A 16,089-nucleotide genomic window follows, 5' to 3' on the forward strand; every position below is an offset into this window, starting at 1 on the left:
GGCCGACTCGGCGACCAGTACGGCATGCGCCGGATGTTGATCGCGAGCCTCGCGAAGATGATGGTCGGGCGCTGGTCAGCGCGTTCACGAGCACTCTGCCCCGATGCTCGTCGGCCGTACCCGGCAGGGTCTCGCCATGGGTGCGATGCCCGAGTCCCGGGGTCGGTCGGCATGTGAACAGGGACATCCGGCCCCTGCCCGCCCCGTTTCCATAACGAGTTCACTGACGGTCACAGGCGCCGGCCGCATCCCGTCGGCGCTGCGCCGTGCGTACACCGCTGCCGCCCCAGGGGTGGGACCGCTGCACGGCTCTTGACCACAGCCGGCCGCCCGCGACAGCGGGTGGCAGAACGGAGGGACGTCATGACCGACGCTCCGCAGCAGTCTCGGGCCTACCTCGTCGGCGGCGGAATGGCCTCGCTGGCGGCCGCCGCCTTCCTGATCCGCGACGGCGGCTTCCCCGGCGAGAACATCCGCATCCTCGAAGAACTCCCGTTTGCAGGCGGCTCGATGGACGGTCGTGGTGAGCCCGACGGATACGTCACCCGCGGCGGCCGCATGCTGGAGGACGAGGCGTACACGTGCCTGTGGAATCTCCTGGAGACCATCCCTACCCTCACCGACGGGACCATGTCGGTGCGCGAGGAGATCCGCGAGTTCAGCGCCAAGTGGCCCACCGACGCCAAGGCCCGCCTCATTGGCAAGGACGCCGAGATCCTTGACGCCTCCGACTACGGCCTCGACACCCGGGACCGCATGGAGCTGACCCGGCTGCTCGTCCTCCCGGAGGCGGTGATCGGGGCGCGCCGGATCGAGGACTTCTTTTCCCCGCACTTCCTCGAGACCAACTTCTGGGCGATGTGGCGCACCACGTTCGCCTTCCAGAACTGGCACAGCGCCATCGAGCTCAGGCGCTACTTCCTGCGTTTCATGCAGGAGTTCCCACGCATGCACACCCTGGCGGGTGTGCGCCGCACGCGGCTCAACCAGTACGACTCGATCATCCGCCCGCTGCAGACCTGGCTGGTGGAGCGCGGCGTGCGCTTCGAGCACGGCGTGCGGGTCATCGACGTCGACTTCGTCACCGAGGAGGACGGCACCCGGCGGGTGCGCCGCCTCCACCTCGAACGCGCCGGACAGCAGGACGCGTACGACCTCGCGGACACCGACTACGCGTTCCTCACCCTCGGCTCAATGACGGCCGACGCAGCCTACGGCAGTGACGACACCGCTCCCGAGCTGATCCGGGACAAGCGCGACGGCGGATGGCGGCTGTGGGAGACGATCGCCGGCAAGGCGGACGACTTCGGCCGCCCGGCCGCCTTCCACGGCAACGTGGACGAGGCGAAGTGGGAGTCGTTCACCTTGACCATGCGCAGCCCCCTGCTCCTGCACCGCATCGAGGAGTTGTCCGGCAACCTTCCCGGTACCGGCGCGCTGATGACGTTCAAGGACTCCAACTGGCTGATGTCCATCGTCGTACCGCACGCACCACACTTCGAGGGACAGCCCGAGGACGTCTACACGCTGTGGGGGTACGGCCTCTTCGTCGACAACGAGGGCGACTTCGTCGGCAAGACGATGGCCGAGGCCACCGGCCGGGAGATCCTCACCGAACTGCTCAACCACCTCGGTCTGTGGGACATCGAGGAGCGGGTAGCGGCGACGACGACCGTGATCCCGGTGATGCTGCCCTAAATCACCAGCCAGTTCGCCCCGCGCACGGTCCACGACCGACCGCTGGTCATCCCGCGCGGCGCCGCGAACTTCGCCTTCCTCGGCCAGTTCACGGAGATCCCGGAGGACGTCGTCTTCACCGTCGAGTACTCCGTCCGCGGCGCCATGCACGCCGTCTACGGCCTGCTCGGCCTCGACCGTGAGATCCCCGGCATCCACCACGCGCTCGCCGACCCGAAGACGGCCATCGGCGTACTCAAGGCCGCTCTGGCCTGACCTGTGGTCGGTTCGGCCACAGTCGAGCACGCCTCGGCAGTCCAGGTTTGCTCCTGTGCTGCCGCAGGTGCTCGTACGAAAGGCCAGGCCCGGCCTCCACCGAAGGGGCACACCGGGCTGCCCGCTTGTGACGGGCATCACGCCCTGTCGGGGGCCGGACCGAGGGGCCCAGTCCTCCAGGGCGGTTCGGCCCTGTTCCGGGTGACGGCTACACCGGATGATCGATGTGCCGGTCGGACCCGCACGACGGATCCCGGCTGTGGCGGTGAACGCCGTCCCTCGACCTGTCTACATCCCAGGGGAGTTCCATGCTTTCGCCCGAGTCGGCCGCTGTCGTCCGTGCGACCCTGCCCGCCGTCGGTGGTGCCCTGGACGAGATCACCGCGCGCTTCTACGGTCCACCTCCCCGCCGGCGCGGACCCGCACCGCGGCGGTGGTCTCACGGGCACCGTTGTGCTCGGCAGTCATGTGCTCCATTCCCTGCGATCGTTCTCTGACATCTCAAGGCTGCCGCGTTCGCCGCTTTCACCCCAGGGGCGACCAGCCCGGGAGGGTGGAGCGGTCGGCCCCGGCCCGAGGGCCGAGCGGCCCGCCCTCGTCACCTGCTGTCGCTGCCCTCGGTCTTCTCCAGCGCCGCCCGGCCTGCCTCCAGTCGCGCCACCGGCACGCGGAACGGCGAGCAGGAGACGTAGTCCAGGCCGGCGGTGTGGAAGAAGTGCACCGAGTCGGGGTCGCCGCCGTGCTCGCCGCACACCCCGATCTTGAGGTCCGGGCGGGTGGCACGGCCCTCGGCGACCGCTACGCCCACCAGGCGGCCGACCCCCTCGCGGTCGAGGGTCTCGAAGGGGGAGGTGGGGAAGACGCCCTTGTCGAGGTATGCGGAGAAGAACTCCGCCTCGACGTCGTCCCGCGAGAAGCCCCAGGTGGTCTGGGTGAGGTCGTTGGTGCCGAAGGAGAAGAACTCGGCCTCCTCCGCGATCCGGCCCGCTGTCAGCGCTGCCCTCGGCAGCTCGATCATGGTGCCGACCGGGCAGTCGACGCAGACGCCGGCTGCCCGGGAGACGGCGGCCAGTACCCGCTGCACCTCATCACGCACGAGCCGGAGTTCACGGACGTCACCGACGAGCGGGACCATGATCTCCGCCTTGGGCGTGCCACCGGCCAGCAGGCGCTCGGCCACGGCCTCACCGATCGCCCGGACCTGCATGGCCACCAGGCCGGGAACCACCAGTCCCAGGCGCACACCGCGCAGCCCGAGCATCGGGTTCTCCTCGTGCATGCGGTTCACGGCACTGAGCAGTTCGACGTCGTGCGGGTCCGGCTGCTCTCCGCGGGCCTGGGCGGAGGCGATGCGCACCGCCAGTTCGGTGTGGTCGGGCAGGAACTCGTGCAGCGGCGGGTCGAGGAGCCGGATGGTGACGGGCAGACCGTCCATGGCCTCCAGGATGCCGGTGAAGTCCTGCCGCTGAAGGGGCAGGAGCTCTGACAGGGCACGGTCGCGTTCGGCGTCCGTGCCGGCCAGGATCATCTGCTCGACCAGCTTGCGGCGCTCGCCGAGGAACATGTGCTCGGTGCGGCACAGTCCGACACCCTGCGCTCCGAACCGGCGGGCCCGTGCGGCGTCTTCCGGGGTGTCGGCGTTGGCGCGCACCTCCAGACGCCGCACGCTGTCGGCGCGGGCCAGGGCCCGGGCCACCGCGTCGACCACGCCCTCGGCGTCCGCCTCGCCAGAGCCGTCCTCCAGATGCCGGATGACCGCCGAGTCCCTCAGCGGTACCGCTCCCGCGTACACCGCTCCGGCGGAGCCGTCCACGGAGACGACGGTGCCTTCCTCGACCACGGTGCCGTCCGCCGCGGTGAGGCGCCGGGCGTCGGTGTCGACGGCGAGTTCCTCGGCGCCGCACACACAGACCTTGCCCATGCCGCGGGCGACGACGGCGGCGTGGCTGGTCTTGCCACCCCGACTGGTGAGGACCGCCTGGGAGGCGATCATGCCGGGCAGGTCGTCGGGGGTGGTCTCCTGGCGGACGAGGACGACCTTCTCGCCGGCGGCGGCGCGCCGTACCGCCTGGGCGGAGTCGAAGACCACGGCCCCGACCGCCGCACCAGGTGAGGCCGGGACACCGTGGGCAAGTGCGGTACGGGTGGCGGAAGTGTCGAACCGCGGGAACATCAGCCGGGCCAGGCCCTCGCCGCTCACCCGCGCCAGCGCCTCGTCCGGGGTGATGAGCCCCTCATCGGCCAGCTGAGCGGCGAGGACGAAGGCGGCCTCGGCGGTGCGCTTGCCGACCCGGGTCTGCAGCATCCACAGCCGGCCGCACTCGATGGTGAACTCAATGTCACACAGATCCCGGTAGTGTTCCTCCAACGCCCGCATGTGTTCCCGCAGTTGTGCGTACGACGTCGGGTCCAGGCGTTCAAGGTCGGCCAGCGGGACGGTGTTGCGGATGCCGGCGACGACGTCCTCGCCCTGGGCGTTCGGCAGGTAGTCGCCGTACAGGCCGGGCCGGCCGGTGGCCGGGTCGCGGGTGAAGGCGACGCCGCTGCCGGAGTCGGAGCTCAGGTTGCCGAAGACCATCGTCTGCACATTGACGGCGGTGCCCAGGTCGTCGGGGATGTGCTCGCGGCGCCGGTAGAGACGGGCGCGCTCGCCGTTCCAGGACTCGAACACGGCCAGGACCGCGCGGCGCAGCTGCTCGGCGGGGGACTGCGGGAAGTAGTCCCCCGTCTCCTGCCGGATGAGGTTCTTGTGGGTCTCGACCAGTTCGGCCAGGTCGGATGCCGTCAGGTGCAGGTCGTCCTTGACGCCGCGCAGGTCCTTGAGGAGGGCGAGGGACCGTTCGAAGAGGGAGGAGTCGACTCCCATGACCGTGCTGCCGAACATCTGGACGAGGCGGCGGTAGGAGTCCCAGGCGAAGCGTTCGCTGCCGGAGACCCTGGCCAGACCGAGGACGGACTCGTCGTTGAGGCCGATGTCGAGAATCGTCTCCATCATGCCGGGCATGGAGAACTTCGCTCCGGAGCGGACGGACAGCAGCAGCGGGTCGTCCGGCTGCCCCAGAACCCGGCCGGCGGACGCTTCGAGCGCCGACAGATGTGCGGAGACCTCATCCCACAGGCCCACGGGTTCGCTGCCCGTTTGCAGGAAGGCGCGGCACGCCTCGGTGGTGACGGTGAATCCCGGCGGTACGGGGAGCCCGAGGCGGGTCATCTCCGCCAGGTTCGATCCCTTTCCACCGAGGAGACTGGCCATGCCACGGTCACCCTCGGTGAAGTCGTACACGTAAAGGACCATGACGCGGCGCTCCTCAAGCGTTGGGGGCGTGATGTCTCCAGCGTCGGACGGGGGGCGGATCCGACGCGAGGTGCCGGCCGTCCTGCGTGAGGGACCGTTGGGCCCGGATGCGCGCTTGACGTTGCGAAGGGACCATCGGTGCCCCGCCGGGGCGTTACGGCCCGTGGACCACCAGCACGGCCAGGACGAGGCTCAACGTCATCCGCATACAGCGATCAGGGAGGGGGGACACGTGATGTCGCACCACATCGTGGAGTGGTCCACGGCTTCCGGCCCGCCCCGGTTCCATCCGTGCCCCTGGTGTCCGCGGCCTCGGAGGGGCCGCCCCCCGCCCCGAGGCCACAGGCCCAGGCGCTGGCGGTAGAAGAGCGCACCGTGACCGCGGTGCTGCGCCCTTGGCGCCGGAAGTACCCCAACGTCCCCATGACCGCGACGGTAACCGAGGGACGCGGCGCGGTTGTTCGATGCGGGCCGCCCGGGACGCGGGCCTCCTGGTGGTGGGCCGACGCGGCATCGAACACCAGGTCGGCGTGCACACGGGGCCCGTCACGCACGCCGCCCTGCACCACGTCGGATGCGCTGTTGCTGTGGTTCCGCACGACTGACACCGCCGCACCACGCCGGGGCCGAAGGTCCCGGCCGGCCGGGACCCAACGGGATCGCCCGATGCCCTGTCCGGCACTCCTCGCCGCGGACCCCCACGACGAGCATCGGAAGTGACGAGACTGTCCAACGAGAGGACCTGTGATGACCGCGACGACGACGGCCGGCCCCCTGCCTGCCGACACCTGGCGGCAGTTCGCCGGGAGCGGGTGGCGTCAGCGCATCGACGTGCGCGACTTCATCCAGGCCAACTACACCCCCTACGAGGGTGACGCCTCCTTCCTGACCGGCCCGACCGACCGCACCCGTGCGGTCTGGGAGAAGGTCAGCGCGCTGTTCCCGGAGGAACGGCGCAAGGGCATCCTCGATGTCGACGCCGCCACCCCCTCCACCATCACCTCGCACGCTCCCGGCTACATCGACCGCGATCGCGAGCTGGTTGTCGGTCTGCAGACCGACGCCCCCCTCAAGCGCTCGATCATGCCCAACGGCGGCCTGCGCATGGTGGAGAACGGGCTGAAGGCGTACGGCTTCGAGCCCGACCCGTTCGTGACGAAGGTGTTCGACACCTACCGCAAGACTCACAACTCGGGTGTCTTCGACGCCTATACCCCCGCCATGCGCGCCGCCCGCAAGGTCGGCATCATCACCGGTCTGCCCGACGCCTACGGCCGCGGCCGGATCATAGGCGACTACCGCCGGGTCGCCCTCTACGGCACCGACCGGCTCACCGAGGCCAAACGCGCCGAGCGCGCCCTGCTGGACGCCCGGCCGTCCACCGCCGACGTCGTCCGCGACCGCGAGGAACTCGCCGAGCAGATCCGTGCGCTGGGCGAGTTGGCCGAGATGGCCGCGTCCTACGGATGCGACGTCACCCGGCCCGCGGCCACCGCGCACGAGGCGGTCCAATGGCTCTACCTCGGCTTCCTGGCCGCGGTGAAGGAGCAGAACGGCGCCGCGATGTCGCTGGGCCGCACCTCCACCTTCCTGGACGTCTACCTCCAGCGGGACCTGGACGAAGGGCTCCTCGACGAGTCCCGCGCCCAGGAGCTGATCGACGACTTCGTCATCAAACTCCGCATCGTGCGCTTCCTGCGCACCCCCGAGTACGACGCCCTGTTCTCCGGCGACCCCACCTGGGTCACGGAGTCCATAGGCGGCATCGGCGCCGACGGCCGCCCACTGGTCACCCGCACCTCCTTCCGCTTCCTGCAGACCCTCTACAACCTCGGCCCGGCCCCGGAACCGAACCTCACCGTCCTGTGGTCGCCCCGACTGCCCGCCGGCTTCAAGGAGTTCTGCGCTCAGGTGTCCATCGACACCAGCTCCATCCAGTACGAGTCCGACGACCTGATGCGCCCGCGCACCGGCGACGACACCGCCATCGCCTGCTGCGTCTCCGCCATGGCGGTCGGCAAGCAGATGCAGTTCTTCGGCGCGCGCGTCAACCTCGCCAAGGCGCTGCTCTACGCCGTCAACGGCGGCCGGGACGAGATGACCGGCGACCAGATCACCCCGGAGATGCCCCCGCTGACCGGCGAGTACCTGGACTTCGACGAGTTGTCGGCCGCCTACGACCGCGTCCTGGACTGGCTGGCCCAGACCTACGTCGACGCGCTCAACGTCATCCACTACATGCACGACAAATATGCCTACGAGCGCATCGAGATGGCTCTGCACGATCATCCCGTGCACCGGTTCATGGCCTGTGGCATCGCCGGCCTCTCGGTCGCCGTCGACAGCCTCTCCGCCGTCAAGCACGCCCGCGTGAAGGTCATCCGTGACGCGACCGGACTCGCGGTGGACTTCCACACCGAGGGGGACTTCCCGGCGTACGGCAACAACGACGACCGCGCCGACGCCCTCGCCGTCGACCTGGTGGAGTCGTTCATGGCGAAGGTGCGCAGGCACCCGACCTACCGCGACGCCGAGCACACCCAGTCGGTGCTGACCATCACCTCGAACGTGGTGTACGGCAAGCACACCGGCAACACCCCCGACGGCCGCCGCGCCGGACAGCCCTTCGCCCCCGGCGCCAACCCGATGAACGGCCGTGACAGGCACGGTGTGGCCGCCTCCGCCCTCTCGGTGGCGAAACTCCCCTACGAGGCCGCCCGCGACGGCATTTCCCTGACCACCACCATCACCCCGGAAGGACTCGGTCACGTTCCCGGGGAGCGGGCCGGTCACCTGGTCGGCATCCTCGACGCCTACATGGCCTCGGGCGGTTTCCACATGAACGTCAACGTGCTGGACCGCGCCGTGCTGGAGGACGCCATGGAGCATCCGGAGAAGTACCCGGAGCTGACGATCAGGGTCTCCGGCTACGCCGTGAACTTCGTCCGCCTGACCCGCGAGCAGCAGCTCGACGTGATCAGCCGCACATTCCACGGATCGCTGTGAGCGTCATGTCCCCGACCACGGCACCGGGATCGGTCACCGGCCGGATCCACTCCTGGGACCTGTCCACCGGCGTGGACGGTCCCGGGACCCGGTTCGTCCTCTTCGTCAGCGGCTGCCCCCTGCGCTGCCTCTACTGCGCCAACCCCGACACCTGGCACCTGCGCGACGGCCGGGAGGCCACCGTCGACGAGGTGATGGCGGAGATCGACAAGTACCGGGACCTCCTCGTCACGGCCGGCGGGGGAGTGACCCTCACGGGCGGCGAACCCCTGCTCCAGCCGGCCTTCACCGGAGCGGTCCTGCGCCGCTGCAGGGAGGCCGGCCTGCACACCGCTCTCGACACCTCCGGTCTCCTCGGCGCCCGGGCCACCGACGGCCTGCTCGCCGCCACCGACCTGGTGCTGCTGGACATCAAATCCTTCGACGTCACGACCTACCGAAAGCTGACCGGCGGCGCCCTCGCCCCCACCTTGAACTTCGCCACCCGCCTCGAACGGCTGGGCAAGCGCGTGTGGATCAGGTACGTCCTGGTGCCCGGCTGGACCGACGACGAGGACGCCGTCGACGGACTCGCCGGATTTCTCTCCGGCCTCGACTGCGTGGAACGGGTCGACATCCTTCCGTTCCACAAGCTCGGCACCGCCAAGTACGACGCCCTGGGCATCCCCTTCCCCCTGGGTGACACACCGGTTCCCGACAGGGCGCTGGTGGACCGGGTACGGGGCCAGTTCCGTGAGCGCGGCCTCGTGGCCCACTGACGCAGGCGAAATGGGGGCCGACCGGCCCTGGACCTCGGCCATCCTGGAAAGAAGGGATTCCGACACAGACCGAGGCTGGGCCGACACCGCTGGGTCGTGGAGCGGACCGTGTCCTGGCTGTCCGGCTGCCGAAGCCTCCACCCCCGTTACGAGCGCAAGCCGGAACACTTCCTCGCCTTCACCGCCATCGCCGCGCCCCTCATATGTCATCGGCGGCTTACCAAGTGAAACAGACGTGGTCGGCGACCCCGCCTCGTGCGTCCTGGACGCCCCGCTCACCCAGACGCACGGGCGACCTGGTCAAGGTCTTCGGCTGGTATGACAACGAGTGGGGCTACACGAACCGCCTGCTCGACCTCACCTCGTACGTAGCGACCCGGCTGCCCCGGAGTTGACGGCTCCGGCCGACCGCGCGGTCTCGCTGATCCCTTATCGTCTCCATGTTCGAGCCGCTACCGTGGCAGGTGCACGGGTAAGGCTGCGGCATGCGGTGAGGCGTTGGAGGAACAGCGGTGGTGAACGCCGAGGAGGCCCGCGAGGCACAGGTACGGCTGCCTCAGTTGCGGCTGGACGAGCTGCTGGAGGAGTTGCAGGCCCGTCTGGACGCGGCGCGCGGCACCCGGGACCGGGTCCACAGCCTCCTGGAAGCCGTGCTGTCGGTCGGCCGCGAACTCGACCTGGAGCAGGCGCTGCGCAGCATCGTCGAGGCCGCGGCGGCCCTGGTCGACGCTGAGTACGCGGCGCTCGGGGTGATCGGACCGGACGGCAAGCGACTGTCCGCCTTCCACACCGTGGGCGTCGACGCGGAGCAGATCGCGCGCATCGGCCCCTACCCGGAGGGCCACGGCATCCTGGGCGAGCTGATTCGCCACCCCGAGCCGCTGCGCCTGACCAAGCTCTCCCACCACCCCGCTTCCTACGGGTTCCCGGCCCACCACCCGCCGATGAACACCTTTCTCGGCGTTCCGATCCGGGTGCGCGATCATATCTTCGGCAACCTGTACCTGACGGAGAAGCGCGGCGGGCAGCAGTTCGACGAGGACGACGAGTCGGTGCTGGCGACGCTGGCCGTGGCGGCCGGCGTGGCGATCGACAACGCCCGTCTTTACGAGGAGTCCCGGCTCCGCGAGCGCTGGCTCCAGGTGAACGCCGAGATCACCCACACCCTGATGTCCGGCGCGGACCAGGGCCGGGTGCTGCCGCTCATCGCCGAACGGGCCAGGGAGATCACCGCCTCCGCCCTGAGCGTGGTGGCCATGCCGGTGAGCGGAACCGACACCCTTGCCGTCGAACTCGCCGTAGGCCAGGAGGCCGAAGCGTGGCGAGGGATCGTACTGCCCGTGGACGGCACGCTCATCGGGCAGGCGTTCGTCCAGCGGGCACCGGTCAGTAGCCCGGACGTCTTGCGTGACTCCCGGGTCTCGGCCGGTCCGCCGCCCTTCGAAGGGCTAGGACCGGCCGTCGCCGTGCCGATCGGCACGGGCGACGAGGCCCGCGGTGTGGTGCTGCTGGTCCGGAAGTCGGATGGTCGGGAGTTCTCCGAGAAGGAGACCGAGCCGCTGCAGGTCTTCGCCGCGCAGGCCGCCGTCGCGATGGAGCTGGCGGAACGCCGCCAGGACGCCGAACAGATCGCCCTGCTGGAGGACCGCGACCGCATCGCGCGTGATCTGCACGACCTGGCCATCCAACGGCTTTTCGCCACCGGCATGACCCTGCAGAGCGCCGGTCGCCGGGTCCAGGACTCGATGGCCTCCGAGCGGATCCTGCGAGCGGTGGACGATCTCGACGAAACCATCAAGATCATCAGGTCGACAATCTTCGGTCTGCGGTCCCGCCACGACGACGCGGCACCCGGCCTGCGTTCCCGTGCGGTGCGGGCGATCGGCGAGGCCGCTCCACTTCTGGGCTTCGCTCCCAGCGTTCGTATGGAGGGCCTGCTCGACACGCACGTGCCCGGTCCGACCGCCGACCACGTCATGGCCGTGCTCACCGAATCCCTGACCAACGTCGCCCGGCACGCCCGCGCCGACCGCGCCGACGTCGTGCTGGAGACGGACGGCAAGCAGGTCCGCCTGACGGTCACGGACAACGGCGTCGGCATCCCGGACGGAGGTCGCCGCAGTGGTCTGACCAACATGGCCGAGCGCGCGCAGAAGCTCGGCGGCGGCATGGAGTTGGAACGCCCTGACCGAAAGGGGACGCGGTTGGTGTGGCACGCGCCGCTGGCTCAATCGCCGCACTCGACAGAGAGCGGCAGGTCCGCCCGGTGACGCACGGCGTCGGCAGGCGAGCCGCATCCTGACAGCCGCGACCGCGGTCGGACGGAAGGTGCCAGGACGGACAACCGGCACCGTCCCGGCCCGCCGGCCCGGACTCGGGTGGGTGGGGCACCCCTGACCAGCACTCTGTTGAGTTCATGGGCAAGGCGCCCGGCAGGGAGATGCCACGAAATGACCAGCCGCTGCGGACGCACCATCAACGTCACGCGCCTCGCACCCCACAGTCTTCCGCCAGCCATGGGACGCGTCTTTCCCGGACATTCCCCGCGTCCCCCACGACAGCCGGCCCGTCCCTGTCGTTGACCGCCGGGGAGGCCCGGCGCCTGGCCGGTCTGCTGCCGTTCCAAGCCGCCGCGGTCGAACCATCCCCGGACTGCCGCGGGGACCGTGCCGTTAACCGCGAGAGCGAAGAGACTGCCGCCGCCGTCGCTCCCGAAGACGATTCCGTGATCGCCATTCTCGAGAGGAACCGCGCCGTACTCGTCCAGGTGCGCAGTCACGGTAGAGGGCGGGTGGATGAAGTACCCGTTGCCGATGTCGGGCAGAGACACGCTGTCGATCACGGCGAAGAGCGACAGCAGGGCCGCATATTCGGACCGGTGGTTGGTCAGGAGGGTGACCGCGGCCCGCGTCTCATCGTCGGCCAGCGCCACCTCGTTGTCCCCCGCAGGGTAGCCGTGCGTCACCTCGAAGGCTTCCATCAGCTGGCTCACGCCTTGTGAAACCTGTTGACACCACGTATGCAGCCAGATGAGTCGAGACCACGCTCAGACATGCAGGAGTTCTCTGGGGTCCGTGGGTGCACGCCCCTTGCGTGCGGCCTCACTATCTCATGGGCGGACAATGCCGTTGTTCGAGGAGTAAAGCAGTGCCGTGACCGGTCGGTGTTCTGGTCGTTGGGCGGGTCATGCATCCGTGGGTGGTGCGGCTGTCTCGGTAGGCCCGCCCCTTGTATAGAGAGTGAAGGCGGCCCAAGTGAAGTCTTCCTGGCCGGCGTCGGCATGGCGGAGCTGGGCGCTGCGCAGAGCCTCGGCCGGGGACGCGCCGGAGACGAGCAGTCGATAGAAGCTGGCCATGAAATGCGCAGCCTGCCGGTCGGGGATCTTCCACAAGGTGGTGATCACCGCGGCGGCGCCCGCGAGGAGGAAGGACCTCCTGAGGCCGATGCTGCCTTCGGCGATATGCCGTAACCCGAGTCCGGTATCGCAGGCGGAGAGCACCACGAGCTCGGTGCCGTGTAGATCGAGTGTCATCACTTCGGCGGCAGTTAGGAAGCCGTCGCCCGCGTCCGCCGGCAGCGGGAAGCCGCGCAGCCAGGTGTTGGCTCCGGACAGTGCGAGCCCTGACTGCAGCATGGGATTGGCGCCCACCACGGGCGCCAGGGACTCTGGCCGCGAGGCATGCCAGGTCTGCCGGAAACCAGCCTGTTCTACACCTCGGTCGGGGAGGAAGTACGCATGCGTGACAATGTGCAGGATCCTTGGGGCCGGACCGGGCTGCCGGACGGCCGCCTTGGTCGCGTGCGGTCCGGTCACGGGCGCTGTCTCCAGCAGGTCGGCGACGACCTTGCCTTCTTCACGGGCCCCGTCGAGTGTGGTGAACAGCGGCAACGCAGCTCGCAGCACGGGTGCGGGAGCGCGCACGTCTGAAATCGGCGGCGCCAAAAAGGCGGGAGCACTGTCCGCAGGCGCCGCAAGATCGAAATCCGGTGCAGCGATGACTCGTGGCGCTCCTGAGCTCGGCGCCAGCCTGTCGTCTTCAAGATCCCTTCCGGATGCCAAGTAGCTGATGGCGTATCGGTGGAGTAGCGGCTGCCCGGATGCGTCGGGCAGGGCCGCAAACGGCAACTGGGCGAGCTCGGCGTCAGGGACGACCAAGAGTCTCCGCGCGGAACCGACAGCGATCAGGAGCGGCTCCGTGAGCTGCACGGTCAGTTCGCGCTCGATGTCGTCGACCGTCACGCCGGTGAGATCCTCAAGGGTCAGCAGGGCGCGGTCCACGGTGTCGAGGCGGCCGCTGAGATGCGTACGGAACAGGGCTGCAGCACGGTTGATTCGCTCGGCGTCGCCGAGGTCCACACATTCGACGGCGTAGCCCTGCTCGGGGCGGACCACCAGCATGAGGTAGTGGGCGCGTCGGAGTAGGGCATCACCGCCGGCGCGTATCGCCTTATAGTCGCGGGCCTCCGTGAGCAGGAACTCCACATAGGCGGTGCCCTTTGGGAGTAGCGTTTTGAGGGACGACGCATCGTCCGGTGCTCTCAGGCCACGTCCCTCGCTGGAGCCATCGGCCAATGCCCGGGCAAGCTCCGCTTCGAGGAACTCCTTGCGTCCGATCAAATCCTCGATCTCCTGCCGATGGCGTTCGTCGTCGTCCGGAGAGGTTGGTCCGGCGAAGGCCAGTTGAGTCAGGCGCTGGCTGACGCGGTCACGCTCGTCCCGGAGACTCGCCAGTTCCGGCCGCCCTGCTGTGCTGATCTCCGCCCGGTCGCTGCGGAAGGCGTTGCCGGCAACGCCTCGCTTGCGCAGTAGCGCCGCCAAGAGTGCGTCGGGCGCGCCGGGCAGTCCAGGGAAGTTCAGCACCAGCGATGCCAGGGCGCGGACGCTATGGTAGGCCAGAGTTGCGTAGCGGTCGCGCTGACTGGCGGAGCCGACCGTCAACACCTGTTGGATAGTGCTAAGTTCTGCCCGGTTGGCCCGCATCAGCAGGCGCAGGGCGTCTTCCGCCTGCCCCTGAGCCGTCAGCACGTCGGCCAGGTGAAGGTAACTGCTGACCGTGTCGCTGTGCTGCTCGCCTTGTATAGCCGTGCGTATGCCCAGGGCACGGCGAAGCAGGTCCGCCGCTGATTGCCATTGTCCTTGATGGCTGTAAACGGTTCCGAGGTTGTGCAGGCTCATGGCCAACAGCGGATGGTTTGCGGGAAAGATGCGTTGGCGCAGGTCGAGCGCGTCCTCGTAGTGGTTGCGCGCCAGGTCCCAGCGCCCGAGTTCCTGCTCGGCCCACCCCAGGTTGTTGAGTGCAGTCGCCACGTCCGGATGGTTCTCCCCCATACGGGATCTGGCGGCTTCAAGGAGGTTCGCGAAGACATCCCTTGCCTCGGCCTTCCGGTCCAGGCGTATCAGAACCACTGCCCTGTTGCACTCGGTGGTCTCGACTGAGGGGTGTTCCGGCGGACAACGTTTCAGCTGGATACGCAGCGCCTCATCCAGCAGGGAGAGGGCCATCTCGTAGCTGCCAATGCTCTCATTGAGGACGGCGAGGTGGCCAAGGCTCGTTGCCGTCGGCAAACCGTCCGGTCCCTCGACGGCCAGATGAACCCGTAGGGCTGCTCTGAGGCACTGATCCGCGGCAACCACGTCGCCGCGCTGGATGTGCAGCAGACCCAGGCTGTCCGCCAGCGTCGCGACAGCCGGGTGTGTGGGTGGATGAAGCCTGGTGCGTATGGCCCAGGCACGCTCATAGTGCTCGCGGGCGGTTTCCAACTGACCACGGTTTCGGTAGGCCGTGGCGAGGATGCTCAGCGTGTAAGAGGCGGTTTCGTCGCCGAGATGGGCCCAGGGGAGGAGAGCATGCAGGATCTCCTCGTACTGGCCCAAGCCGAGCAGGCACCGCCCATAGGCGTTCCGCCACGTGCGGGTGGGCTCGGCTCCTTGTCCGAAGGCCGCGGACCGTAGCCAGATAACTCGTCGTGCGACACCGGCCGCCGTCTCATGGGCGCCGTAGTGCTCCAACACGTCGACCACTATCCGTACTGTGCTCGCCCAACTGCCGTGGACGGCGCTCCACCGGTAGACAGCCAGGCAGTCGCGGCGGCGCGGAGTGCGGCTGGTATCGAAGGCTTGATCGCATGTTGCAACGAACTCATCCGCCAGCCAGTGGGCCTGACGCTGCGCCTGCTCGTGATCACCTCGCAGCATGGCTGCTCGAACCGCGTTCGCGGCCGTCAGACGCCCGCGTCGCTTCACTCTCCCGCGCTCGCTGTACCTGCGGCTGGGAGGGTGAGGCGGGCTCCGTGGATGTCGCTGGCGGCCCGGCCCGGGCGCCAACGGCCCAGCCACCGTCGACGCAGTTCGACCTCCGCCCCGACGGTCACGTCCAGGTGCCCTCGGCCGACCGGGATCTGGAGTACTGCGATGGAGTGCTTTGTCCCTGGCCGTACGGGCTGGCCGGCTGCGGAGCGATACACCCAGAAGAAGGTGCTCTCCCCTTCGCCGAACGCCGTAATCAGGGGCGTCAGTCTGCTGAAGCTGACCTGATGAGTGAACAGGTCCGCGCCCAACTCGACAACCCCAAAAGTAAGCATGGGCGTCAGCCCGTAGGTTCGGGATACGGTCTCCTCGGCCGTGACGTCTTTGGGGCTAAGCCCCATCGCTCGTGACTGGTTGTCCCCCAGCGTGAAGCTCACCTTGACACGAGTGTGCAGGAATCCCTCAGCGGGCTCGTGCACGGTGTAGGGCCAGCGAACCCAGACGACGTCCCAGGCGGACGGGTCGGGCAGACCCTGGCTCGCGTCGTCGGGAAGGGCAAGCGGGGCGACCTGCGGGTATCCCAAAGAGATCTGCCCCACGATGTCATCGCCACCGGTGCCACGGGTGTCGTTCTCCGACATCAGCGCAAGCTCGGCCAGTACCTCATGAGCCGGTAGCGGCTCCTCCTCAAGGATGGGTATCAACGACGACATATCATCCATTCTGCCAGCGTAGGCCAGATTTCGCGGCCGTATGGGTGAGGTAGTCGCTACAGGTCGCAGCGTCTCGTCCGGCACGGTGACTCGATCTCGCACCACCTGCGTCGGCTG

At 68.8% G+C, this 16,089-nt stretch carries 8 protein-coding genes and 3 pseudogenes; 7 read left to right on the top strand and 4 right to left on the bottom strand.

The genetic code is table 11. The features are described from left to right. Positions 1-411: 411 nt before the first annotated feature. A pseudogene (locus ACFY01_RS25500) lies at positions 412-1,797 on the top strand (oleate hydratase); the annotation flags it as partial. Positions 1,798-2,551: 754 nt separating this feature from the next. Here ACFY01_RS25500 and ppdK read toward each other — a convergent pair. Then, the gene (ppdK, locus tag ACFY01_RS25505) at positions 2,552-5,248 is read right to left on the bottom strand and encodes a pyruvate, phosphate dikinase (protein ID WP_390738048.1); all 2,697 of its coding nucleotides are present in this window, start codon (positions 5,246-5,248) and stop codon (positions 2,552-2,554) included. Between the two features lie 395 nt (positions 5,249-5,643). Here ppdK and ACFY01_RS25510 point away from each other — a divergent pair, with 395 nt between their 5' ends. From ACFY01_RS25510 to ACFY01_RS25535, 6 genes and pseudogenes are all read left to right on the top strand, one after another. Beyond that, positions 5,644-5,853, top strand: coding sequence for a universal stress protein (locus tag ACFY01_RS25510; protein WP_390738049.1), 210 nt, complete (start codon positions 5,644-5,646; stop codon positions 5,851-5,853). A 142-nt stretch (positions 5,854-5,995) separates the two neighbouring features. Then, complete coding sequence (gene pflB / locus ACFY01_RS25515; RefSeq protein WP_390738050.1) at positions 5,996-8,254, top strand: formate C-acetyltransferase; 2,259 nt, start codon at positions 5,996-5,998, stop codon at positions 8,252-8,254. 5 nt (positions 8,255-8,259) lie between these two features. Beyond that, positions 8,260-9,012: a pyruvate formate-lyase-activating protein gene (gene pflA / locus ACFY01_RS25520; protein WP_390738051.1), complete on the top strand. Its 753-nt coding sequence runs from the start codon at positions 8,260-8,262 to the stop codon at positions 9,010-9,012. 72 nt (positions 9,013-9,084) lie between these two features. Beyond that, a pseudogene (locus ACFY01_RS25525) lies at positions 9,085-9,240 on the top strand (IS5/IS1182 family transposase); the annotation flags it as partial. 4 nt (positions 9,241-9,244) lie between these two features. Continuing rightward, a pseudogene (locus ACFY01_RS25530) lies at positions 9,245-9,407 on the top strand (type I glyceraldehyde-3-phosphate dehydrogenase); the annotation flags it as partial. A 117-nt stretch (positions 9,408-9,524) separates the two neighbouring features. Continuing rightward, complete coding sequence (locus ACFY01_RS25535; RefSeq protein ID WP_390738052.1) at positions 9,525-11,282, top strand: GAF domain-containing protein; 1,758 nt, start codon at positions 9,525-9,527, stop codon at positions 11,280-11,282. Here the strand turns inward: ACFY01_RS25535 and ACFY01_RS25540 are convergent. From ACFY01_RS25540 to ACFY01_RS25550, 3 genes are all read right to left on the bottom strand, one after another. Continuing rightward, complete coding sequence (locus ACFY01_RS25540; protein ID WP_390738053.1) at positions 11,240-12,004, bottom strand: hypothetical protein; 765 nt, start codon at positions 12,002-12,004, stop codon at positions 11,240-11,242. The two genes, ACFY01_RS25535 and ACFY01_RS25540, sit on opposite strands and share 43 nt — an antisense overlap. 192 nt (positions 12,005-12,196) lie before the next feature. After that, entirely contained in the window at positions 12,197-15,025 is a 2,829-nt protein-coding gene (locus ACFY01_RS25545) for a CHAT domain-containing protein (protein WP_390738054.1), read from the bottom strand. Between the two features lie 227 nt (positions 15,026-15,252). After that, the gene (locus tag ACFY01_RS25550; protein WP_390738055.1) at positions 15,253-15,981 is read right to left on the bottom strand and encodes a hypothetical protein; all 729 of its coding nucleotides are present in this window, start codon (positions 15,979-15,981) and stop codon (positions 15,253-15,255) included. Between the last annotated feature and the right edge of the window lie 108 nt (positions 15,982-16,089).

The organism is Streptomyces sp. NPDC001480 (assembly GCF_042894725.1).
Taxonomy (GTDB): Bacteria; Actinomycetota; Actinomycetes; order Streptomycetales; family Streptomycetaceae; genus Streptomyces.

Excerpts from the sequence above, each read along its gene's own strand:
- ppdK (WP_390738048.1), bottom strand. The coding sequence starts at position 5,248 with ATGGTCCTTTACGTGTACGACTTCACCGAGGGTGACCGTGGCATGGCC.
- pflB (WP_390738050.1), top strand. The coding sequence starts at position 5,996 with ATGACCGCGACGACGACGGCCGGCCCCCTGCCTGCCGACACCTGGCGG.
- pflA (WP_390738051.1), top strand. The coding sequence starts at position 8,260 with ATGTCCCCGACCACGGCACCGGGATCGGTCACCGGCCGGATCCACTCC.
- ACFY01_RS25550 (WP_390738055.1), bottom strand. The coding sequence starts at position 15,981 with ATGGATGATATGTCGTCGTTGATACCCATCCTTGAGGAGGAGCCGCTA.